This is a genomic window from Streptosporangium sp. NPDC002544 (assembly GCF_040295965.1).
In the GTDB taxonomy this organism is placed as follows: Bacteria; Actinomycetota; Actinomycetes; order Streptosporangiales; family Streptosporangiaceae; genus Streptosporangium.
The window spans coordinates 145,825-167,123 of the sequence record NZ_JBEOWJ010000019.1; the positions used below are offsets into that span (position 1 = coordinate 145,825).

The following is a 21,299-nucleotide window of genomic DNA, read 5'->3' on the forward strand; positions in this document are numbered from 1 at the left end:
CGACAAGACCACGACCAACCGACCGCACCACTACCCTGAGTACGCAGAGCATAACAGAACGTACTCACGACCGAGCGGTTATCAGCCCTTCGATTGATCGTGGCGCTGATTCCCCCGAGCGTGTGCGGAGAACGATGAAGAGCATCCCCAGACACTGGAATCCAATTCGGAGATCCCGTGATCACGTCGAGCACCGGTCGGCGATGACAGCCCTCGCGGCAGGGGCAACGGCGCGTTGAAAGGCGCGCCCCCGCCGGTCACATCTCACACGGTGATGACGACCTTGCCGCGCGCGTGCCCCTTCTCCAGATACCGGATGGCCTCGGGAACCTCGCCCAGCGGGTACGTCCTGTCGATGACCGGCGTGATCTTGCCCGCCTCGATCAGCTCCCTCAGCAGCCGAAGGTCCTCCGCATGCGGCATCGAGAAGAGCCCGCGCAGCCGCTGCCCCACGAACGGTGCGAGCATGAGCGCCCGGAGCTGGCGATCGTTACCTCCGATCCACCGCCCTCCCCGCTCGCCTCCGACGATGACGAGGGTTCCCCGGGGAGTGAGGGCACGCCGGAGGTGTGACAGCGGGCGGTTCCCGGCGGTGTCGAGAATGAGGTCGTAGTGGCGCGCCCGGTCCGCGAAGTCCTCGCGGGTGTAGTCGATGACGTCGTCGGCGCCGATCGATCGGACCAGGTCCGCCTTGGTCGTGCCGCACACGCCGGTGACCTCCGCGCCGAACGCCTTGGCCAGCTGCACCGCGAACGTCCCCACGCCTCCCCCCGCACCGATGATCAGGACCTTCTGTCCCGGCTGCACCCTCCCCGCCTCGCGAAGACCCTTCAGGGCGGTGCAGGCCGAGACCGGAACGGCCGCCGCCTGCTCGAAGGTGAGGTTCGCCGGCTTCGGCGCGAAGCTGTCCTGCCGGGCGGAGGCGTACTCGGCGAAGGCTCCGTCGCAGGTGCCGAACACCTCGTCACCCGGTTTGAACCGGGTCACGTTCCCGCCGACCGCCTCGACGCGCCCCGCGACGTCCATCCCCCGGACCCGGACCTTGGGCCTGCGGAACCCGAAGCCCATGACGCGCGCCAGATACGGCAGACCTGTCATGAGATGCCAGACGCCCGGATCGACGGCGGCCGCGTGCACCCGTACGAGCAGGTCGTCGTCCCCCATCACCGGCCTGTCGATCTCCCTGAGTTCCAGGACGTCGGGGGAGCCGTACCTGTCCTGGACGATTGCCTTCACCGTGTCCCTCCTTCACTGTCCGCGTACTGGAAGACATCGTCGAGCGAGACGTCGAACACCCGGGCGATCTGAAAGGCCATCTCCAGCGAGGGCGAGTAGCGGGCCTGCTCGATGGCGATGACGGTCTGGCGGGTCACGCCGATGCGGTCCGCCAGCTCCGCCTGCGTCATCTCTCCGTGCGCGAACCGGAGGGCGCGGATCGTGTTGGTGACCCTGGTCGGCTTCACCACGGCCAGAAGCCCCGGCGGTAGGCGAAGATCTTCGCGATGGATCCGACGACCGCGGACAGGACGAACATCAGATAGACGACGTTGGCGATCCAGAAGTGGTCCAGCTCGGCCAGCGACATGCCGAGCGCCGCCACCCCGCCGATGACGACGAACGACTGGCCGGTGTACTCGCCGAATCTGTAGATCTCCCGGTCACGCTGGTCCTTCTTGCCGGCGTCCTTGGGTGAGGCGATCGCGACCGCGATGCGCAGCACGATCGACACCACGATCGCGGCACCGATGCTCCACAGCATCGTCGACACGTACGGGACCTCGGTGAGCGGGACACCGTCCGCTCGCCCCAGAACGAGGACGAGGTAGGCCGCGTACCCGCACACCGCGACCACGCCCATGATCCAGGCGCTCTTCTCTTCGGATGACATGCCTCAAATGTAAGGCAAAGCCAACATCGTGTCTAGTTTTCTTAACATCGCTCCGCGGCGGCCACCCCGAGGACACGAACGCCGTGCCCTCGTCCGGGCGCAGCAGCCCGACGGCCATGGCCGGCGCGGTCGTCTTCCCCGCTCCGTTCGGGCCGACGCTCGACCGGAGGCGGCGGGAGATCAGCGGTTGCGGCTCGCCAGGAAGCGGTGCCACTGCGGCGAGGTCCGGGCGAGCAGGCGCAGGGAGGCCGGGACCGTGGGCCGCGGGTCGTTGTCGCCGAGACGGAGGGTGGTCAGCGCGGTGAGGTCCGGGAACCATTCGGGGACCTCCGCCAGCCGGTTGCCGCGCAGATCGAGCTCGGTCAGCGCGGTGAGGTTCCGCAGCGGCTCGGGAAGCTCGGTCAGCCGGTTGTCGTGCAGGTCGAGCTTGGTCAGGCCGGTGAGGTCGCCCAGCGACCCGGGGAGCTCGGCCAGTTCGTTGCCCCACAGGTAGAGCCAGGGGATACCAGTGAGGTTACCGATCGACTTCGGCAGGCTCGTCAGCCGGTTGTCCCACAGGCCGATCCTGGTGAGCGCGGTGAGGTCGCCCAGCCACTCGGGAAGCTCGGTCAGCCGGTTGTCCTGCAGTTCGAGCCTGGTAAGCGCGGTGAGGGCGCGCATCGACTCCGGCAGGCTGGTCAGCCGGTTGGTTTGCAGCTCCAGCTCGGTGAGCGCGGTGAGGTTGCCGAGCCAGTCGGGAACCTCCTCCATGTGGTTGTAACCGAGGCGGAGCTCGGTGAGCGCGGTGAGATTGCCCAGTGACTCGGGAAGGCCGACGGGCGGCCGGCAGTGCGTCACGCCGAACGAGGTGAGCGCGGTGAGGTCGCCCACCCAGTCGGGAATGTCGAACGGCTCCCAGCCGCCGCTCAGGGAGAGCCTGGTGAGAGCGGTGAGCTTTCGCAAGGAGTCGGGAAGCCCGGTCAGCCGGAGGCCGAACAGGGAGAGGCCGGTGAGAGAGGTCAACTCGCCGAGCCACTCGGGAATCCGAGCCAGCTTGTTGTGGCCGAGGTCGAGTTCGGTGAGGGCGGTCAGGTTCACCAGCCGTTCGGGGAGCCCGGCGAGGTTGTTGTAGGACAGGCGGAGCCGGGTGAGACCGGTGAGGTCGCTCAGCCATTCGGGAAGCTCGGTCAGCTCGTTGAAGGTCAGGTCGAGCTCGCGCAGCTGCGTCAGATCCCTCATCCGCTCGGGCAGCTCCGTCAGCTTCAGCCCGCTCAGGCTGAGCGTGGGCGCCCCTTCCCGCCCGCACCTGTTGATCCGGGTCAGGGCGGCCTTCGAACCGTTCTTGACCGCCATTGAGAGATCCCCTTTCCGAGGCGAACGAAATGATCGGGGTGACCTGGGCGGCTCACCGGCGAGAAGCCTAGGGACGGGCACTTGCGGATGGCTTGTGTCCATCTCTCCGAGCCGCACCGAACCCTTCGTGCTCCGCGCGGACCAGGCTCGGGTCGCGTCCGACCGGCACGTGCTTGAGGTCCCAGCACTGCGAAGCCCGCAAAAGCCACAGTTCGGCGCGGTGTTGGGGCGCGGGAAGAAAGGCATCCCGGCGTTACTCATTCCGGAGGAGCAATCACATCACCGGCGGTCCACCCCGACCCGGTCATCCGCCGGGATGAGCCGTGCCGTACGGTCCTGGGCTGACCCGGTGTCAACATCCGCGCTTCCTGCTCCAGGTTCTTACAACCGCCGGCTCCGGGTACGCCGGGCCGGTCACACCGCCGCCGTCGAGTGGGCAAGCGCGCCGCCGACCCATCGGGGTGCGCCGGGCCGGGACCATGCCCGTTGGATGGTCCGGTGGTCGATCACGGCGATGCCCTCTCGCTGAAGGAGTTCGCGGGCCTTTGGCGACGTGTCGCAGTTGACGATGAGCATCCGGGCATCGGGCGGGAAACCCGGCAGCTCACTCGACTGAACCGAGAACATGGCGGGCTCGAAGGCAGGTCTGTCCATTGACGACCCCGGGGCCCAGGATCGGTCTCACCGTTAATGGCTGTACCGCCGCTACCTGACCTCGGTAGCATCCCGACCGGCGCTGCCCCGGCGCTTCGCAACATGAGGGAGCGAGAACGGTCATGGGCTTCGGTGAAATCCGCGAAGCGAGCTTCCAGTCGACGTCGACAGGCACCCGCGTCGACTACCGCGTTCTCACGCCGCCGTCCTGGCGAGACGGCGAGCGGCTGCCACTGATTCTGCACCTGCACGGCGCGATGTCATCCTCCGCGTCGCTCGATATGGCCAAGCCGCTCTACGACGACGGCTGGACACGCGACGAGCTGCCTCGGGCCGTCGTCGCCTGCCCGAGCACGCCGACCCACGGCGGCTTCTACATCGACCATCCCGACGGCCCGTCCTGGGAAACACTCGTCGCCGACGAGTTCCCGCAGCACCTCGCGAAGGAGCACGGGCCTCTCGCCCCGGAGACGGCGGTCATCGGCGCCTCGATGGGCGGATACGGCGCCCTCAAACTGGGCTTCCGGCACCCTGAACGCTACCGGGCCGTCGCCGCGCTCTCACCGGCGATCTTCCCTGGCGAACGGATGGACGAGGTGCCCGACGAGAACCTTCCCGGCGTGTTGCGCGACCTGCACCTGACCATGGGCGCGGGAGCGAACGACCCGGCCGCCTACGCGCACAACAGTGTCTACGGCCGGCTCCGTGCCAATGTCGACGATCTGCGTCGCCACCGGCCTGCCATCCTGGTCGACTGCGGCGGCGCCGACGAGTTCCGGCTGCAGGACGGATCCGAATACCTGCACCGGTTGCTGTGGGACCTCGATGTGGCCCACGACTATCGGGTGATGGCGAACGCGGGCCATGTCGGACCGGCCGCGGTCCTCAGGCAGGCGGACGCGCTGCGCTTCATCGGCCGCGCGCTGAGCAGTCCGCCGACGCACTGACCGAATGCCTTCACCGTCTACACCTATGGCCGTCGCGGCCGGGGCGAGAGCTCCGACACCATGCCGTACGCGGTCGCCCGCGAGGTCGAGGACCTCCAAGCCCTCATCACGCGGGCCGGTGGCGAGGCATACGTCCACGCTGTCTGCTCCGGTGCGGCTCTCACCCTGGCGACCGCGGCGGCCGGCCCCGGCATCACCAGGCCGGCGTTCTACGAACCGCCGTTCATGGCCGAGGTCGGAGACGACACTCGGACCAGAACCACGACGTGGCCCCGGACGCGATCGTCCCCGTACTCGTCGAGTGCTTCGGCGCCTGACCGTGCGGTCCCCGGCCCAGGGCTCCCCGGCGGCGATCGGGAATCCGCGCTACAGCGGCACCGTCGCCCCGGCCTACCCCTCGGCGACCGGCCGGTAGGTGCACACGTGCACGCCCTTGTCGCTGATGACCGTGGAGGCCAGTTCGAACGTGCGCGACACGCCGTCGTCGGGGAAGATCGTCTTTCCGCCACCGAGAAGCACCGGCGTGATCATGAGTCGGAGCTCGTCGACCAGGCCCTCGCTCAGCAGGGTGCGCGCGAGCGTGGGGCTCCCCATCACCACCAGATCGCCGCCGTCGCTCTCGTGCAGCTTCCTGATGTCGGCGACGGCCTCGTCGCCGGGGATGCGGGTGGTGTTGTTCCAGGTCAGCTCGTCGTCGCCCAGCGTCTTGGACACGACGTACTTCGGAATGGAGTTCATCCGGTCGGCGAACGGGTCGCCGGCCCGCTCGGGCCACGCCGCGGCCATCGTCTGCCAGGTGCGGCGCCCGAACAGCAGTGCCCCGGCCTTGGCCACCGCGTCGTCGAAGGCGCCGCCCATCACTTCAGCATCGAAGAACGGGTGCGACCAGCCGCCGTGGGCGAAGCCACCGTCGGTGTCCTCGTCGGGTCCGCCCGGCGCCTGCACGACGCCGTCCAAGCTCATGAACTCAATGATCACGATGCGCATGGGACTGGCTCCTCCGGGGTTGCGTTGCCGGCTTCCGGCGCCGCTGATCTGGTCGCGGCGCGAGGGATGAAGGTGTTACCTGACGGGCTGACCGGGACCGGCCGGTCAGCCGAAGTGCTCGGCCATCCAGGTGTCCCACGCGGACTGCTCGTCACGGCCCGCGAAGTTCTGGTGACCGAGCACGAGGGCGTCGCCGCGGTCGGTACCGGAGTGGATGAACCGGTACAGGCCCTCGTCCGTCCGAACGCCCAGGTTGACGGGCAGGTTCGCGTAGTAGACGACCCCGGCGGAGCCGTCCGGGAGACGGACGTCGTCGCCCTCGGCGACGTCCTGCGTGACGCCCAGTTCCTGGGTGACGGTCTTCCAGACGGCGTCCGGGCCGCCCACTCCGGGCCGGAAGGCCGTGGTGACCGATGGGGTGCGGCCGATGAAGTGCGCGAGGTACTGCTTGAGGGTCTCCTGGTAGATGGGCCAGCCGGCCTGCATCGCCTCGAACTCGGTCTCCCAGTCGTCGCCGAGCATGCCACTCTGCACGATCCGCAGCACGGTCGTGCCGCCGCCACGCCCCTCGATGAGGTATTCGAGCGCCATGAACCGGCCGTCGGGGGCCGGCGCGCCGCGGGTCGCCAGGCGGGCGCCCGGCTCGTAGGCGGTGATCGTGGCCTGCTCGGTGTGGCCCAGCATGGTCAGGTTCGCCGGGCCGCCCTCGGCGGTGCCTATCTCGGTGCGTCCCATGAACCAGGAGTCGACGCCCGGCCCGGTCGCGATCGCGTCCCAGACCTGCTCGGGCGTGGCGCTGAGCTCGATCTCCTGGCTCAGCTCGAACGGGTGCGTCATCGGGTTTCCTTCATGCTCGGGTGGACGGCGACGACGATCCGGTGGTCGCGGCCGTGCTCGGCGGACTGGTCGTGGTACTTGGACACCAGGGTCGTGACGGCCCCGGCAAGCTCCTGGGCGAACGCGGCCCGGTCGGCGGCCGAGGCGAAGCGCACCTCGGTGTCGATCGCGAAGGTCGCGACGCGTTTGCGCGCCTTGGCGGCGCCGGCGATGAGCGCCCCGACGTCGCGGACCAGCCGGGCCGCGACGGCCAGCAGCCAGCCGGCCGACAACTGGTCGGGAGAGCGGGCCGGGTCGGGCTCGACGGACGCCAGCGCGGCCGGGGAGATCACGTAGGAGGCCGCGGTCGCGCGCATGATGCGCTCGTTGACGTTGCCCTTGCGTCGCTCCTCGATCATCTCGACGAGCCCGTGCGCCTCAAGCGTCTTGAGGTGGTAGTTGACCTTCTGCCGAGGCAGGCCGACCTTGGTGGCCAGCATGGTCGCGGAGGCGGGCTCGCTCAGCTCGGCCAGCAGCCGGGCCCGGATGGGGTCCAGCGAGACCTCGGCGGCGGCCGGATCCTCGATCACGGCGATGTCCTGCATGACCACAGGCTATGACCGACAAATTAACTTGTCAAGGAAGTCTTATTTATCGGCACACCGGTCTTGCCGGGCTCGGGTCCCGGCGAGCCCCCTACCGAGGTCAGGGCAGGACCGCGCCGGGCCCTCTCCCGGAACCCGCCGGCTCCGTACGCGCCGAAGGTTGGATCGCACCTACCCGACCCCCGCCCGCGAGAGGCGACAGGCGGCCAAAAGTGCGCCGGTTCCGGTCCTGGTATTCGCCATGCCGGTGTACGTGCCACGGTGAGCCTTCGGGTGCGAGATAGCCTGACGTGGTGGGCGTCACCTCTGGTAGCTACACGTTGGGACCCGAGTCCGGCCGGCTCATCGTCAATACGACCCGTACCGGGCTGGGCGCGAAGGCCGGCCATGACCTCACCATCGAGGTCACCCGTTGGCACGGCGATGCCACGATCGACGTCGCCGATCCGGCCGGCTCCTCGGTGACCGTCGAAGTCGACGCAGGGTCGTTCGAGGTCCGGGAGGGAACCGGTGGCATCAAGCCGCTCACGGACTCCGATCGTCGGGAGATCAAGAAGAACCTTCAGGAGAAGGTCCTGCACGTTGAGCGTCACCCGGCGATCACGTTCCGATCGACACGGATCAGCGGAACAGCGGAGTCGTTTCGCGTCGAGGGCGATCTCACCATCGTCGGCGTCACCCGGCCCGTCACGCTCCAGGGCCTGCTGACCGAGGACCGCGTACGCGGCTCGGCGACCATCGTGCAGACCCGGTGGGGCATCCGGCCCTACTCAGCGTTCTTCGGCACACTCAAACTCAGCGACGACGTCGAGGTACGGTTCGACGCCGGTCTCTCCCCGGGGCGATGACTCCGAGCACGCGAGCCCGATGGCCCGGTCTTCAGCCCTTGATCGAGATCGTCCACGGGTGCCGGTGAGGCCTCACCCCGACGCCGACTTCCCGGGTTCGGGTCTGGGCGAGCCGGTGGGAATCGCTGCCGCCCTCGATACCGGGCCGGACGGTCAGGACGCGGCGCTCAAGGTGTGCGGAACCAGGAGACAGTGACAGCCGGGGTCAAGATGCAGCGATAGGTGACGGCACACCTGTCTTGCTTTATGGCGAGAAGATGAATGAAAGCTGAATTGTCAGCGCATCATGGATGCCTCACTTCGCCCTGTCGTCATATCTCACATAATTCAATATAGAACGCTGTTTTATCGCTATATGGGGCAAGCTTTCGAGGGATCACATGAAGCGTTGGATCGGCGTCGGGCTGGCACTGCTCCTCGGCGCCGCCATAGTGGCGGCGATCGTGGTGGGCAACCGTGGCGGCGGCGCGGAGACGCGGGAGCTCACCCTGGTCCGCGGGGTGATCGGATCGGAGAAGAAACCGTTCTTCGACGATCGGCGGGTGCGGGCGGTCTTCGCCGGACACGGCCTCCGGGTGGAGGTCGACACCGCCGGATCACGCCAGATCGCCGCCTCGGTGGATCTCAAGAAGTACGATTTCGCGTTCCCGTCCAGCGCTCCGGCGGCCGAGAAGATCAAACGTGACCAGGGCGCCACCCGCACGTTCGCGCCGTTCTCCTCCCCCATGGCGATCGCCACCTTCAAGCCGATCGAGGACGTGCTCGCCAAGGCGGGCGTCGTGCGGAACTCCGGCCTGGGCTACCCGGTGTTCGATATCAAGAAATATCTGGATCTGGTGGCCAAGGGCACCCGGTGGGACCGGCTGCCGGGCAACACCGCCTACCCGGCGCGTAAGCGCGTCCTGCTCACCACCACCGACATCCGCACCTCCAACTCCGCGGCGATGTACCTCTCGATCGCCGGCTACGTGGCCAACGGCGACGACGTGATCACCTCGAACGCGCAGGGCTCCAAGGTCGCCGGAGCCGTCGCCCCCCTCTTCCTCGACCAGGGATACTCCGAGACCTCCACCGAGTCCCCGTTCGAGGACTACCTGGCTCTGGGGATGGGGAAGACACCCATGGTCATGATCTACGAGGCGCAGTACGCCTCGCGCCTCTTCGCGGGGGACGGCTTGATCCGCCCCGACATGCGGCTGCTCTACCCCTCGCCCACGGTCCTCAGCAAGCACACGCTCGTACCGTTCGGCGCGCAGGGCACCGAGGTCGGCCGGCTCCTGCAGGAGGACCCGGAACTCGGGCGCCTCGCGGCCCTGTACGGCTTCCGCACCGCCGGCGCCAAGGCGTTCGACGACCTGGTGGCGAAGGCAGGGGCTCCGCTGCCGGCCGACCTGATCGACGTGGTGGAGCCGCCCGACTACGAACGGCTGGAGGGCATGATCACCGCGATCGACAGGCTCTACCGATCCGGCGTGGTTCCCTCCCCCACCCCCTGACCTCGCCTTCCCACCGCTTCGAGGAGAGACCACCGTGAGCGATCTCGTGCTCAGTCCGCCGGAACCCGTGGCCAAGGTGCCCGTGGAGAAGGCGGCCACCATGCTGCCGGTACCGGAGGAGCGCGGCGCCGAACTGGCGGAGAAGGCAGGTGGCTTCGCCGAGGAGCTGAGCGGCCTGGACCCGCGGTCGCCGGAGTTCACCCGCAAGGTGCACGACATCACCTCCATGGGTGACTCGGAGATCCGGGCCTCCTCCCAGGTGGCGAACCGCATGCTGAAGCGTCCGGTGGCCGCACTGGCGTCCGCCAGGGGCGAGGGCAGGGACGCGCAGGCGGCGGTGGCCGGGCAGCTGACCGCGCTGCGCCGGACGATCGTCGACCTCGACCCCAAGCAGGCGTCCACCCCGGCCAAGAAGCTGCTGGGACTGATCCCGTTCGGCGATAAACTGCGCGACTATTTCGCGAAGTACCAGTCGGCGCAACGGCACATCGACGACATCATCCGCGCCCTCAAATCTGGGCAGGACGAGCTGCGCAAGGACAACGCGGCCATCGAGGGCGAGAAGACCAACCTGTGGGAGTCGATGAAGCGCCTGCAGGAGTACGCCCTGCTCGCCGCCGCCCTCGACTCCGCGGTGGAAGACAAGATCATGCATGTCGAGGCGGCCGACCCGGAGAAGGCCACCGCCCTCCGCTCGGACGCGTTGTTCGGCATCCGGCAGAAGCACCAGGACCTGCTGACCCAGCTCGCGGTGTCCGCCCAGGGTTACCTCGCGCTGGATCTGATCCGCAAGAACAACCTTGAACTGATCAAGGGCGTGGACCGGGCGACCACGACGACGATCGCCGCGCTGCGCACGGCCGTGACCGTGGCGCAGGCCCTCGCCAACCAGAAGCTCGTGCTCGACCAGATCACGGCGCTGAACACCACCACCTCCGACCTGATCGTGGCGACCAGCGAGATGCTGCGTACCCAGGCGGCCGACATCCAGACCCAGGCGGCGTCCACCACGGTCGACATGGACGCGCTACGCAAGGCGTTCGACAACATCTACACCACCATGGACATGATCGACACGTTCAAGGCCAAGGCCGTGGAGAACATGGCGATCACCGTGGACAGCCTGACCGTCGAACTCGACCATGCGCGCACCTACCTGGAACGCTCTCGGCACGGCGACGAACAGGCGCTCCCGCGATGAGAGCACGAACGGGTTCTCGCCCGATCAGGCGGGCGCTCGCCGCGCTGACCCTGCTGGTGGCCTCGGCCGCGTGCGGCGGGACCGACACGCCGGCCACCCCCGTGGACGGTCCCGACGTGCTCCGCGTCCTCGCGGGAAGCGAGATCGGCGACCTGGAACCGCTGCTCAAGCGGGCCCGGGACGCGATCGGCGTGCGGGTCGCGCTGTCGTACGCCGGAACGCTCGACGGAGCCGACCAGGTGGCGAGCGGCGGCGCGGACGGGCAGTACGACGCGACGTGGTTCTCCTCCAACCGCTACCTGTCACTGATCGACGGGGCGACCGCGCGGCTCTCGACCCAGACCAAGGTCATGGTCTCGCCCGTACTGCTCGGGCTGAAGGCATCCAAGGCCCGCGAGCTCGGCTGGGACCGCAAACCCGTCACCTGGAACGACATCGCCTCAGCCGCGCGCGCCCGCGAGTTCACCTTCGGCATGACCAGCCCCGCGGCGTCCAACTCCGGGTTCTCCGCGCTGGTCGGTGTGACGGCGGCGCTCTCCGACGCCGGGGAGGCGCTGGACAAGGCCCAGATCGACGCGGCGACGCCCAGGCTGAAGGAGTTCTTCTCGGCGCAGACGCTCACCTCCGGCTCCTCCGGCTGGCTCGCGGACGCGTACGCCAGGCAGGGCGAGGTGGACGGGCTCGTCAACTACGAGTCCGTGCTGCTGGGCCTCAACGCCTCCGGCAGGCTCTCCGAGCCGCTCACGCTGATCTACCCGAGCGACGGGGTGGTGACGGCCGACTACCCGCTCACGCTGCTGAGCTCCGCGACACCGGACAAGAAGGAGCTGTACGGGAAGCTCGCCGCCTGGCTGCGCACCCCGGAGATCCAGCGGGAGGTCATGACCACGACCCACCGCCGGCCGATCGTCCCCGAGGTCGGGCCGGACCGGCGTTTCGGGTCCGCGTCACTGGTGGAGCTGCCCTTCCCCAACCGGCGCGACGCGGCCGACGAGCTGATCGGCGTCTACCTCAACCAGGTGCGCAGGCCGTCGCGGACGCTGTTCGTGCTGGACACCTCCGGTTCGATGGAGGGCGAACGGATCGACGCGCTCAAGCAGGCGCTGACCGCCCTGTCCGGCGCCGACACCTCCGTCAGCGGATCGTTCTCGCGCTTCCGCGACCGCGAGACGGTCACGATGATCCCGTTCAACACGACCCCCGGCACCCCGCAGACCTTCACGCTGCCCGACCGGAACCCCGAACCGGTGCTCCAGCGGATCCGCTCGTACAGCGAGGCGCTGCGGGCGCACGACGGCACGGCGATCTTCGACAGTCTGCGGGCCGCCTACGAGGAGGCCGGGTCGTCGGCATCGGAGGACTTCACCTCGATCGTGCTGATGACGGACGGCGACAACACCGACGGCAGCTCATACCACGACTTCGCCGGCTACTACGCGTCACTGCCCGTGAAGTTCCCGACCTTCGTCGTGCTCTTCGGCGACAGCGACGTCAACGAGATGAGGCAGATCGCCCAGCTCACCGGTGGGGCGACCTTCGACGCCCGGAAGGGGTCGCTGGCCGCGGCTTTCAAGGAGATCCGTGGCTACCAGTAGTCCTGGCGGCCGTATCCTCGCCTACGCCGGGTCGACCAGGAACATCGCCGGATGCGCCCTGGCACTCGTCGGGGTGGCCCTGGTCTTCCTCGACCTCGCCGGGACGTTCTGGCCCGTCGTGGTCGCCGGGTTGTACGGCGTCGGGGCGCTGCTGGCCCCGGCGGACCGGGTACGTCTCACGATCTCGCACGCGGAGGTGGAGTCCCGGCGGCTCCACGCCGACCTGGACACCCTGCTGGCCAAGATCGGCGGGAACCGGTTCCCCGACGACGTGGTGACGAGAGTCGGCGTGCTCGCCGAGGTGGTGCGCGACATCCTCCGGCGGGCGGACGCGCTCACCTTCGCACCCGACCACCTGCACATCGTGTCGCAGACGATCAGGGACTACCTGCCGTCCAGCCTGGAGACGTACGCGAACCTGCCCCGCTCGTACGCGCTCACCCGGCGCGGCGAGCGGGAGCGCAGCGCCCACGAGGAGCTGCTCGCCCAGCTCGACCTGCTGGACACCCAGCTGCGCAAGGTGGCCGAGTCGGTCTACCGAGGCGACGAGCAGGCCCTGCGCGACCAGGGCAGGTTCCTCCAGGACCGGTTCGGCGGCTCCGGCCTGGACCTCTGACCGCCTGACGTCTCCGGCGACAGCCGCGGATCCGGCAGGTGCGGGCGTCGTACGAGGTCCGGTCAGGCCGGGCGCGGATATGTCGTGTCGATGAGGTCGCGCAGGAAGGCGTCGAGGTCGTCAAGCCCGTAGGCCTTGAGCACCTGCGGCGGTTGGGTGAGCAGGTAGGTCAGCGCGGTGCTGACGCACATGGTCACGATACCCGTTCGGCCAGGAAGTCCTCCCAGGTCCGCTTGCCCACAGTGGCCCCCTCAAGAGACAGGTTCTCGCCGGCCCGGTACGCGCGGCCCACCTTCCCCGGCATCCGGACCGGCATCATCAACCGGCGCCTGCCGCACGCCCGCAGGTATCCGCGGCTCAGCTCGGCCATCCCGTACACCTTCGGCCCGGCCAGGTCGGGCACCCGACCGGCCGGCCCGCCGAGCGTCAGCTCCACCAGCCGGGCCGCCACCTCGCGCGGATCGACCGGCTGGAACTGGAGCCCACCCGGAACCGGTATCACCGGCAGCTTCGCCATCGCCTGCACCACTTTCAAGGCCAGGTCATGGAACTGGGCGGCACGCAACGTCGTCCAGGGCAGGCCGGAGTCGGCCACGGCCCGCTCCGCGGCCAACTGGGTCCTGAAGTATCCCAACGGCATCCGGTCCGCCCCGATGACCGAGATGTACACCAGGTGCCGCACCCCGGCCCGGGAGGCGGCCCGCACCAGGTTCCGGGTAGCCTCGTCATCGCCCTTGGGGCCGCCCGCGAGGTGCAGGACGGTCTCGGCCCCGTCCACCGCGGACTCGACCCCCTCGCCCTTGAGCAGGTCGCCGGCCACGTACTCGATGCCGTCCCCGGGCTCGTGGCCGCGTCGGCTGAGCACCCGTACCTCGCAGCCGGCGTCCCGCAGGAGCGGTACGACGAGGCGTCCCAGCGTGCCCGTGCCGCCAGTGAGCAGGATGGGTGACGTCATGGCTTCTCCAAACTCGTTCGGTCCGGGAGTCGATCTCCCGGTCACATCGGCCGGCTTTCGCGGGTCTACCGCTGTGACACCTCATATGGAAGGAATGTGACTCGATGGACGAGCGCGAATGGCTGACGGAGCGTTTCGAGGAACACCGGACTCACCTGCGGGCGGTGGCCTACCGGATGCTCGGCTCGGTGAGCGAGGCTGATGACGCCGTTCAGGACGCCTGGCTGCGGCTCAGTCGCGCCGACACCGGCAGCGTGGAGAACCTCGGTGGATGGCTGACCACGGTGGTGGCGCGCGTGTGCCTGAACACGTTGCGCTCGCGCGAACGGCGCCGCGAGGACCCCCTCGACCTGCGCGTACCCGACCCGATCATCAGCCGTGAGAACGGGGTCGACCCCGAGCATGAGGCGCTGCTGGCCGACTCGGTCGGGCTGGCGCTCCTAGTGGTGCTTGAGACCCTGACACCGGCCGAGCGGCTCGCGTTCGTGCTGCACGACATGTTCGCCGTACCGTTCGAGGAGATCGCCCCGATGATCGAGCGGTCCCCGGCCGCGGCGAGGCAACTCGCGAGCCGCGGGCGCCGCCGGGTGCGGGGGCAGGCCCCGGCACCCGACCCCGACCTCACCCGCCAACGTGAGATCGTCGACGCGTTCTTCGCCGCCGCCCGCGACGGCGACTTCGACGCGCTCGTCGCCGTGCTCCATCCCGACGTCGTGCTGCGCTCCGACGGCGGCGTCGCGCGTGCCCGCCACACCGTGGTGATCTCCGGTGCGCGGACCGTGGCCGAACAGGCGCTCACCTTCGGGCGGCTCTCCCCGTTCGCACGCCCGGCGCTGATCAACGGATCCGCCGGAGTCGTGGTCACCGCCCAGGGCCGGCCGCTGTCCGTCATGGCCTTCACCGTCACGGACGGAAAGATCGTCTCGATCGAGGTACTGGCCGACCCCGAACGCCTCCACGAGCTCGACCTGACGGTCCTCGACAACTGAACCATCCGGTACGAAGGCGTCAGCCCCGGGACTCCCGGTTCCCTACAGGCCACCAACCCAAGTTGTCATCCGAGACGTCGGCATCACGCCCCAGGAGCCCGGCTCCACCAACTGGTACGCCGCAAGGGCGAAGGGAGAACCTCGCTGAACGCGAACGTCGCCGCGGGGCTCGACCGCGTGCGAGCGGCGGGCAGGCTGTCACGGGCACCTCATGAGAGATCTTCGTGCGGGTTCAGCGGCCGCGGAGCAGGCTCTCGGTGTAGGCGGCCAGGCGGGCGGCAGCGTCGGGGTCGAGGGTCTTCAGGGACTTCTCGACCGGCTTGCCCCGGTCGATCGCGCAAAGCGGATCCGCCGGCGGTCGATCGATCCACTGGACGATCGGCTGGACCGCGTCGGCCACCGGGCGGGCGAAGAATTTCGCGAGCAGTTTGAGCGATCCCCGGACCACTGGATTCGGGTGGCCGTCGACCCCGCTACGGGTGAATCCAGGGTGATAGAGAACGTAGCGCGCCTTACTCCCGGCCTGGTCGGCGAACATGACGCCCAGCAGGTCGTTCGCCCGGCCGGCTTGAAGCTGGGCACGCACCTGACCGTAGCGGCGCGTCAATTGGGGATCGTCCCAGTAGATCTGGCCCGCGGTGTTTCCGACACCGGCGACGTTGATGATCACTGGGTCGGGGCTGGCGTCGAGCAGCGGGCGCAATCGGTAGCTGAGCAGATAGCGGCTCAGGTAGTACAGGGCGAAAGTGGACTCCAGGCCATCCGCGGTCTCCCTGCGCTTCGGGTTCACCCGGTTGGCGAACAGCGCCAGCGCATCGACGGTGTCGTGTTCCTCGCCGATATGAGCGATCACCCGCTCGGTCTCAGCGATCGAGGACAGGTCCGCCCGCAAAAACCGCAGGTTCGGATGCCCGGCCTGATCGAGCAGAGCACGTCCCTTGGCCTCGTTGCTGCCGATCACGGTGACGTGGTCCCCCCTCGAAAGCCGTTCCAGGGCGGTCGCGCGGCCCATACCGTCGGTACCACCACTGATGATCACGGTCTTCGATGGTTGGCTCGGCACAGGGTCCTCCATAGGCTCGACAGCAACTGGTCCATCGTGAGCCGCCCCGCCGCAGACCGAAAGAAGGCAGTTTCATGTCCGGTACGAACACCGGTGTTCCCTCGGTACTCGCCCACGAGCTGCCTCGCCCGGTGCCGGCCGACGAGCTCGCCGCGTGCCCGGTCGGTGATGTGTTCCGGCGCATGGGCGACAAGTGGAGCATGCTGCTGGTGGTCCTGCTCGGGAGGCGCCCGCACCGGTACAACGAGTTGCACCGTGCCATTGAAGGCATCAGCCAGCGCATGCTGACCCGCACGCTGCGCGGCCTGGAAACCGACGGGCTGGTGCGGCGCGAGGTGCACCCGACCGTGCCGCCCAGCGTCGAGTACAGCCTGACCCCACTGGGGCGCACCCTGCTCCAACCGCTGTCGGCACTGGCGGACTGGGCGATGCTCCACGAGGCGGAGGTCAACGAGGTCCGATCCCGCCACCTCGGCACCTAGGACCTGCCCGAGCTCACGTTCGAGGTCGAACTCCTGAACGGCGGCACAACACCCCGGGCCCCTCGCCAGGGCCCGGGGGTGTTCTGACCGATCCGAACGAGACGGCCCAGGTCACCCGGGAGTCCCGGCACGCGACGACATCGCGCGCCCGTCAGCTCCGCTTCGGAGGGCGCGTGTGCATGGGCGCCGCGATGCGGTTCCACAGGTTGATCTGCGCCACCTGGGCGACCAGGTACCCTGCCTCCTCCGGCTTGAACGCGGCGGCCACCGCCTCCCAGACCTCGTCCGACACGCCGTCGGGCCGCTCCGTGGCGGCCTCGGCGTAGGCCAGCGCGGCTCGCTCGGCATCGGTGTACAGCTCCGACTCCCGCCAGGCGGACAGCTGGTAGATCCGATCCTGCTTCTCGCCGAGTCGCAGCGCCTCGTGGACGTGCATGTCGATGCAGAAGAGACAGCCGTTGATCTGCGAGCTACGGATCTTGACGAGCTCGCGGATCGTGGCGTCCAGCGGCCCCTTCAGTATCGCCTGCTCAGCCTGGATGAACGCCTTGTACATCTCGGGCGCCACCTCGGCGACGTTCAAACGTGACATCGTACTTCCGCCTTTCTCGATCTCTTCTCCGGTTCTCACCAGGGAGACGAGATGGCACCCGCCGATGTGACGACCTTTGCCAGAAAAAGTCAGCGCACCGGAGCGATGTGCATAAGCTTGTCCGGATTGAGCACCCGCCGGATCGCCAGGATCCGGCCGTCGGCCGCGACGTCGAAGGTATCGACCAGGACGATCCGCTTGTCTCGGTACGCCACCAGCGCGAGCTCCCCACCCACCTCGCGGGGAACGAGCGGGAAGAGCCCCCACCGCCCGGCCACCCGGGACAGCACCATGGCGATCCGCTCACCACCGGAAATGACCTTGCGCGCGGCGGAGACCTTGCCGCCGCCGTCGGTGACGTACACCGCGTCGGGATGCAGGAGCTCGACCAGGGCCTTCAGGTCGCTCGCCTCGTACGCGGCGCGGAACACCGCGAGCACCCGCTCGCGCTCCGGGCGACTCGCGCGTGGCTGCTGCTTCGTCGCGGCCACCCGGCGCCGCGCCCGTGAGGCGAGTTGGCGGCCGGCCGCGGGAGTGACGCCGAGCACCCGGGCGATGCGATCGAAGGGCACCTCGAAGACGTCGTGCAGCACGAACGCGACTCGCTCGGGCGGCGTGAGCCGATCCATCACGACGAGCATCGCCATGCTCACCGACTCGTCGACGAGCACCGGCTCGGCGGCGTCCGGGCCGGTCAGCAACGGCTCGGGCAGCCACGGGCCGACGTACGTCTCACGCCGCACCCGTGCCGACCGGAGGATGTCGTAGGACCTGCGGGCGGCGACCGTCACCAGCCAGGCCCGCAGATCCTCGACCCCGGACAGGTCGGCACCGGCCGCGCGCAGCCAGACGTCCTGCGCCACGTCCTCGGCGTCGCCGGCACTACCGAGCAGTCGATAAGCCGCCCCGAACACCGCCGGCCGGTGCTCGGCCCACTCTTCCTCGGTCACACGCAGACGCTACAAGCAGCGCCGCCTACCTGCGTATCCGTTGCCCGGGCCCCGAGACAGTCGCCCGGAGTGGTTCATCTGCGGCCTCGTCGGGTGAGCGCGTTACCGGCCACGCCTATCGCGAAGCCGAGGGCGATCATCAAGGCGTAGCTGTAGATCTCGTAGCCCTCGGGGGCGAGGAATCGGAGGAAGCCCATGAAATGGATCCAGCCGAACCACTCGTGCAGAAGGCCGCTCCCGCCGCCGGCGACGAGGATGAAGCAGAGCAGACCCGCCAGGGACGCCAGCGGGGACTTCGGGTTGGTGGAGGTCATGACCCCACGGTAGGCAGATGACGCCCGGCGCGGAATCGGGCTTAGGACGGTCGTGCGGTAACCAAAGTTGGCCGCCGACGATCGAGGGGGTGTACTTAAGTATCCGGCCGCACGGATTCCTGCTCGCGGGGCATGCGCCGTATCCACCGCACCCCCCGGTACTGGGCCGCCGACCTGGGACGGTCGAGCGGCGGGCAGGGTTGACCGGCCCGGCGATGAGGGGATGTGACCGGCTCATCGCGTGACTCGCTAGCCTAAGGCTCGATGAACCGTTTCACGACGTCGAGAGGTGAGTTCGAGCTCACCCGCTTCCCCGAGGATCCCCGCGACCCGTTTCGCGCCTGGGACGCCGCCGACGAATACCTGCTGCGGCACCTCGACGACGAACAGGTGGATCTGTCGGGCACCGTGGTCGTGCTGGGCGACCGGTGGGGCGCCCTGGTCACCGCGCTCGCCGATCACCATCCCGTGCAGATCACCGACTCCTTCCTCGGCAGGCAGGCGACCCTGGCGAACCTGGAGCGCAACAAGGTCGCCGGGAACGTCGCCGGGAACACGGTAGGGCTCCGCACGACCAGGGACGCGCCTCCGGACCGGATCGACGTGCTGCTCATCCGAGTGCCCAAGAGCCTCGCACTCCTTGAGGACCAGCTGCACCGCCTCGCACCGCACCTGCACTCCGGCACGGTGGTCGTCGGCGCCGGGATGGTCACCGAGATCCACACCTCGACGCTGCAACTGTTCGAACGGATCCTCGGGCCGACCAGGACGTCGCTGGCGGCGAAGAAGGCACGGCTCATCTTCTGCGCACCGGACCCCGGGCTTCCCCGGAGCGACAACCCGTGGCCGCGAAGCTACCCGCTGCCCACCGGTGTCGGAGCCGTCTCGGGTCTGACCGTCACCAACCACGCGGGCGTCTTCTGCGCCGACCGCCTGGACGTCGGCACCCGCTTCTTCCTGAAGAGTCTGCCGCAGCGCCGTGGGCGCGAACATGTCGTGGACCTGGGCTGCGGCAACGGGGTGGTCGGGCTCGCCGCCGCACTGGGCAACAGCGAGGCCCAGGTGACGTTCATCGACGAGTCCTATCAGGCGCTGGCCTCGGCGGAGGCCACCTTCCGGGCGAACATGGCGGCGGGCACCACCGCGGAGTTCCTGGCGGCCGACGGCCTGTCAGGCGTACCCGCCGGGACGGTGGACCTGGTGCTGAACAACCCGCCGTTCCACACGCACCGCGCGACGACCGACGCGACGGCCTGGCGCATGTTCAACGGCTCCCGCGCCGCGCTGCGCCGCGGCGGCGAGCTGTGGGTGGTCGGCAACCGGCACCTCGGCTACCACGCGAAGCTCCGCCGGCTCTTCGGCAACTGCGAGGTCGCCGCGAGCGACCCCAGGTTCGTCGTGCTGCGAGCCGTCAAGCGCTGACCGCACACCCACCGTCCCCCACTCCGACATGCTCACCGGAAGGCTGCGGCGCTGCGCTCGGCCCAGGCGGCGAAGGTGCCCGGCGTCCGGCCCAGGACACGTTCGACATCGGGGCTCACCCGCTGCTCGCCCTCGGTCGGTTCGCCCAGGATGGCCAGAGTGCCCTCGACCACGGGCAGCGGCATGAACCGCGCCATCAGCCTGTGGGCCTCCTCACGGGTCTGTTCGGTGAAGTGGACCGGTTCGCCCAGTGCGGCCGCGATCGCCGCCGCCCGCTCGCGCGGGGTGGTCGGTGCGGGACCGGTCAGGGTGTAGACGGCGCTCAGGTGAGCGTCCTGGCCCAGGACGGCGGCGGCGACCGCGGCCACATCGTCGGGATCGATGAAGGGCAGGCCGACGTCACCGAACGGCGCTGCGACCTCCCGCCGGGTGCGGATCGACTCGGCCCAGGCGAAGGCGTTGGTGGCCATCCCGCCCGACCGCAGGACCGTCCAGCCGAGCCCGGACTCCCGCACGGCCGCCTCGAACAGGCCTGGGTGCCGGTACGCCTCCGGGCGGGTCCCCGCGCCCTGCGAGGACAGCAGCACCACCTTGCGGATCCCCGCGGTCTTCGCCACCTCCAGGATGCCGTGCGGGTTCTCGCCCGCCACCAGCAGGAACAGCGCCTCCGCCCCGTCGAACGCGACCCGCAGACCGGCCGGCTCGGCCAGGTCGGCGGCCACCGCCCGCACCCCCGGCGGCACGTCGGCGCCGGTGATGTGCCGGGCTACGGCCGTCACCGGCACCTGAGCCTCGGTGAGCATCCGCACCAGCGCCCGCCCGACGTTCCCGGTCGCACCCGTTACCACGATCATGTCTATCTCCCCGGCTCAGAAGTCAGTTAGTTGGCTGACTAACTTTGTCGAGTGAGACGTTAGCACAGCCCGGCCATCGGCTGTCTATAGTTAGTCGGGTGGCTAACTCAATGAATTCTCAGCACCCTCGGGCGAAGGCCGCCGGTAAGCGGCAGCGGCTGATGGCGGCCACCGCCCGGGTGCTGCATGAGCAGGGCGTGGAACGCACGACCATCGCCGACATCGCCCGCGCCGCCGATGTCCCGGCGGGCAACGTGTACTACTACTTCAAGACCAAGGACGAACTGGTCGAGGCCGCCCTCTCCGAGCACGCCAGACATCTGGAAGCCCTCACCGGCCGGCTCGACCAGCTCCCCGACCCGCGCGAACGCCTCAAGGGCCTCGTGGACACGTGGGTCGGTCAGCGCGACACCGCGGCCCGCTACGGCTGCCCCACCGGCACCCTTGCCGTCGAACTCGACAAGCGAACCGAGAGTGGCCTCGACGTCGCGGCGGGCCATGTCATCCGCCGGCTGCTGGACTGGGTGGAACAGCAGTACCGCCAGCTGGGCGTGGCCGATCCCGAGGGCCTCGCGCTGACGCTCGTCGGTGCCTACCAGGGCATGTCCCTGCTCTCCAATGCGCTGCGCGACCCGGAGATCATGACCCGAGAGGGAGCCCGCCTCGTTCGCGAGCTCGACAGCCTGGCGTGAC

Annotated in this window: 25 protein-coding genes and 1 pseudogene; 10 read left to right on the forward strand and 16 right to left on the reverse strand. The window is 69.0% G+C overall.

Annotated elements, in window-relative coordinates:
- Positions 1–264: 264 nt before the first annotated feature.
- The 6 genes and pseudogenes from ABT061_RS27520 to ABT061_RS27545 form a co-directional block, all read right to left on the reverse strand.
- Positions 265–1,236 (reverse strand): NAD(P)-dependent alcohol dehydrogenase, encoded by a 972-nt coding sequence (locus tag ABT061_RS27520; RefSeq protein WP_350923214.1) that lies wholly within the window; start codon positions 1,234–1,236, stop codon positions 265–267.
- Positions 1,233–1,463, reverse strand: a complete 231-nt coding sequence (locus tag ABT061_RS27525) for a helix-turn-helix transcriptional regulator (RefSeq protein WP_502991487.1) — start codon at positions 1,461–1,463, stop codon at positions 1,233–1,235. Before ABT061_RS27525 ends, ABT061_RS27520 begins: the two co-directional genes overlap by 4 nt.
- Positions 1,460–1,888 carry a hypothetical protein gene (locus ABT061_RS27530; protein ID WP_350923219.1) on the reverse strand — a complete coding sequence of 143 codons (429 nt, stop codon included), beginning with the start codon at positions 1,886–1,888 and terminating at the stop codon, positions 1,460–1,462. The genes ABT061_RS27525 and ABT061_RS27530 overlap by 4 nt, the downstream gene beginning before the upstream one ends.
- A 73-nt stretch (positions 1,889–1,961) precedes the next feature.
- Positions 1,962–2,045: pseudogene (locus ABT061_RS27535) on the reverse strand (ABC transporter ATP-binding protein); the annotation flags it as partial.
- A gap of 23 nt (positions 2,046–2,068) precedes the next feature.
- A complete protein-coding gene (locus tag ABT061_RS27540; protein ID WP_350923222.1) occupies positions 2,069–3,220 on the reverse strand; it encodes a leucine-rich repeat domain-containing protein in 1,152 nt (383 codons plus the stop codon).
- Positions 3,221–3,634: 414 nt separating this feature from the next.
- The gene (locus ABT061_RS27545) at positions 3,635–3,874 is read right to left on the reverse strand and encodes a thioredoxin domain-containing protein (RefSeq protein WP_350923224.1); all 240 of its coding nucleotides are present in this window, start codon (positions 3,872–3,874) and stop codon (positions 3,635–3,637) included.
- Between the two features lie 122 nt (positions 3,875–3,996).
- On the opposite strand from ABT061_RS27545, the gene ABT061_RS27550 reads away from it, so the two are divergent.
- On the forward strand, positions 3,997–4,821 hold the full coding sequence (locus ABT061_RS27550) for an alpha/beta hydrolase (RefSeq protein ID WP_350923226.1): 825 nt from the start codon (positions 3,997–3,999) through the stop codon (positions 4,819–4,821).
- A gap of 390 nt (positions 4,822–5,211) precedes the next feature.
- Here ABT061_RS27550 and ABT061_RS27555 read toward each other — a convergent pair whose 3' ends face one another.
- From ABT061_RS27555 to ABT061_RS27565, 3 genes are all read right to left on the reverse strand, one after another.
- The gene (locus ABT061_RS27555) at positions 5,212–5,808 is read right to left on the reverse strand and encodes a dihydrofolate reductase family protein (RefSeq protein ID WP_350923229.1); all 597 of its coding nucleotides are present in this window, start codon (positions 5,806–5,808) and stop codon (positions 5,212–5,214) included.
- Positions 5,809–5,913: 105 nt separating this feature from the next.
- Positions 5,914–6,645 (reverse strand): SRPBCC family protein, encoded by a 732-nt coding sequence (locus ABT061_RS27560; protein ID WP_350923231.1) that lies wholly within the window; start codon positions 6,643–6,645, stop codon positions 5,914–5,916.
- Positions 6,642–7,229, reverse strand: a complete 588-nt coding sequence (locus ABT061_RS27565) for an ArsR/SmtB family transcription factor (protein WP_350923233.1) — start codon at positions 7,227–7,229, stop codon at positions 6,642–6,644. The genes ABT061_RS27560 and ABT061_RS27565 overlap by 4 nt, the downstream gene beginning before the upstream one ends.
- A gap of 293 nt (positions 7,230–7,522) precedes the next feature.
- On the opposite strand from ABT061_RS27565, the gene ABT061_RS27570 reads away from it, so the two are divergent.
- From ABT061_RS27570 to ABT061_RS27590, 5 genes are all read left to right on the forward strand, one after another.
- Positions 7,523–8,077, forward strand: a complete 555-nt coding sequence (locus ABT061_RS27570; protein WP_350923236.1) for a YceI family protein — start codon at positions 7,523–7,525, stop codon at positions 8,075–8,077.
- A 380-nt stretch (positions 8,078–8,457) separates the two neighbouring features.
- A complete protein-coding gene (locus tag ABT061_RS27575; protein WP_350923238.1) occupies positions 8,458–9,573 on the forward strand; it encodes a hypothetical protein in 1,116 nt (371 codons plus the stop codon).
- 34 nt (positions 9,574–9,607) lie between these two features.
- Complete coding sequence (locus ABT061_RS27580) at positions 9,608–10,774, forward strand: toxic anion resistance protein (RefSeq protein WP_350923240.1); 1,167 nt, start codon at positions 9,608–9,610, stop codon at positions 10,772–10,774.
- The gene (locus tag ABT061_RS27585) at positions 10,771–12,369 is read left to right on the forward strand and encodes an extracellular solute-binding protein (RefSeq protein WP_350923243.1); all 1,599 of its coding nucleotides are present in this window, start codon (positions 10,771–10,773) and stop codon (positions 12,367–12,369) included. Before ABT061_RS27580 ends, ABT061_RS27585 begins: the two co-directional genes overlap by 4 nt.
- Positions 12,356–12,985 (forward strand): hypothetical protein, encoded by a 630-nt coding sequence (locus ABT061_RS27590; protein WP_350923245.1) that lies wholly within the window; start codon positions 12,356–12,358, stop codon positions 12,983–12,985. The genes ABT061_RS27585 and ABT061_RS27590 overlap by 14 nt, the downstream gene beginning before the upstream one ends.
- Positions 12,986–13,047: 62 nt before the next feature.
- On the opposite strand, the gene ABT061_RS27595 is transcribed toward ABT061_RS27590, so the two are convergent.
- A complete protein-coding gene (locus ABT061_RS27595; RefSeq protein WP_350923247.1) occupies positions 13,048–13,176 on the reverse strand; it encodes a hypothetical protein in 129 nt (42 codons plus the stop codon).
- 2 nt (positions 13,177–13,178) lie between these two features.
- Positions 13,179–13,940: an SDR family oxidoreductase gene (locus tag ABT061_RS27600; protein WP_350923249.1), complete on the reverse strand. Its 762-nt coding sequence runs from the start codon at positions 13,938–13,940 to the stop codon at positions 13,179–13,181.
- 104 nt (positions 13,941–14,044) lie between these two features.
- Between ABT061_RS27600 and sigJ (ABT061_RS27605) the strand changes: the two genes are divergently transcribed.
- A complete protein-coding gene (gene sigJ / locus ABT061_RS27605; protein ID WP_350923251.1) occupies positions 14,045–14,929 on the forward strand; it encodes an RNA polymerase sigma factor SigJ in 885 nt (294 codons plus the stop codon).
- A 232-nt stretch (positions 14,930–15,161) separates the two neighbouring features.
- On the opposite strand, the gene ABT061_RS27610 is transcribed toward sigJ (ABT061_RS27605), so the two are convergent.
- Complete coding sequence (locus ABT061_RS27610) at positions 15,162–15,992, reverse strand: SDR family NAD(P)-dependent oxidoreductase (protein WP_350923253.1); 831 nt, start codon at positions 15,990–15,992, stop codon at positions 15,162–15,164.
- Between the two features lie 74 nt (positions 15,993–16,066).
- On the opposite strand from ABT061_RS27610, the gene ABT061_RS27615 reads away from it, so the two are divergent.
- Positions 16,067–16,474 carry a winged helix-turn-helix transcriptional regulator gene (locus ABT061_RS27615; protein WP_350923255.1) on the forward strand — a complete coding sequence of 136 codons (408 nt, stop codon included), beginning with the start codon at positions 16,067–16,069 and terminating at the stop codon, positions 16,472–16,474.
- A gap of 151 nt (positions 16,475–16,625) precedes the next feature.
- Here ABT061_RS27615 and ABT061_RS27620 read toward each other — a convergent pair whose 3' ends face one another.
- From ABT061_RS27620 to ABT061_RS27630, 3 genes are all read right to left on the reverse strand, one after another.
- Entirely contained in the window at positions 16,626–17,066 is a 441-nt protein-coding gene (locus ABT061_RS27620) for a carboxymuconolactone decarboxylase family protein (protein ID WP_350923257.1), read from the reverse strand.
- Positions 17,067–17,155: 89 nt separating this feature from the next.
- The gene (gene sigJ / locus ABT061_RS27625) at positions 17,156–18,016 is read right to left on the reverse strand and encodes an RNA polymerase sigma factor SigJ (protein ID WP_350923259.1); all 861 of its coding nucleotides are present in this window, start codon (positions 18,014–18,016) and stop codon (positions 17,156–17,158) included.
- A 74-nt stretch (positions 18,017–18,090) separates the two neighbouring features.
- Positions 18,091–18,330 carry a hypothetical protein gene (locus tag ABT061_RS27630; RefSeq protein ID WP_350923261.1) on the reverse strand — a complete coding sequence of 80 codons (240 nt, stop codon included), beginning with the start codon at positions 18,328–18,330 and terminating at the stop codon, positions 18,091–18,093.
- A 264-nt stretch (positions 18,331–18,594) separates the two neighbouring features.
- Here ABT061_RS27630 and ABT061_RS27635 point away from each other — a divergent pair, with 264 nt between their 5' ends.
- Positions 18,595–19,752: a methyltransferase gene (locus tag ABT061_RS27635; RefSeq protein WP_350923263.1), complete on the forward strand. Its 1,158-nt coding sequence runs from the start codon at positions 18,595–18,597 to the stop codon at positions 19,750–19,752.
- A gap of 32 nt (positions 19,753–19,784) precedes the next feature.
- Here ABT061_RS27635 and ABT061_RS27640 read toward each other — a convergent pair whose 3' ends face one another.
- Positions 19,785–20,606: an SDR family oxidoreductase gene (locus ABT061_RS27640; RefSeq protein ID WP_350923265.1), complete on the reverse strand. Its 822-nt coding sequence runs from the start codon at positions 20,604–20,606 to the stop codon at positions 19,785–19,787.
- 110 nt (positions 20,607–20,716) lie between these two features.
- Between ABT061_RS27640 and ABT061_RS27645 the strand changes: the two genes are divergently transcribed.
- Positions 20,717–21,298 (forward strand): TetR/AcrR family transcriptional regulator, encoded by a 582-nt coding sequence (locus tag ABT061_RS27645; protein WP_350923267.1) that lies wholly within the window; start codon positions 20,717–20,719, stop codon positions 21,296–21,298.
- Position 21,299: the final 1 nt, after the last annotated feature.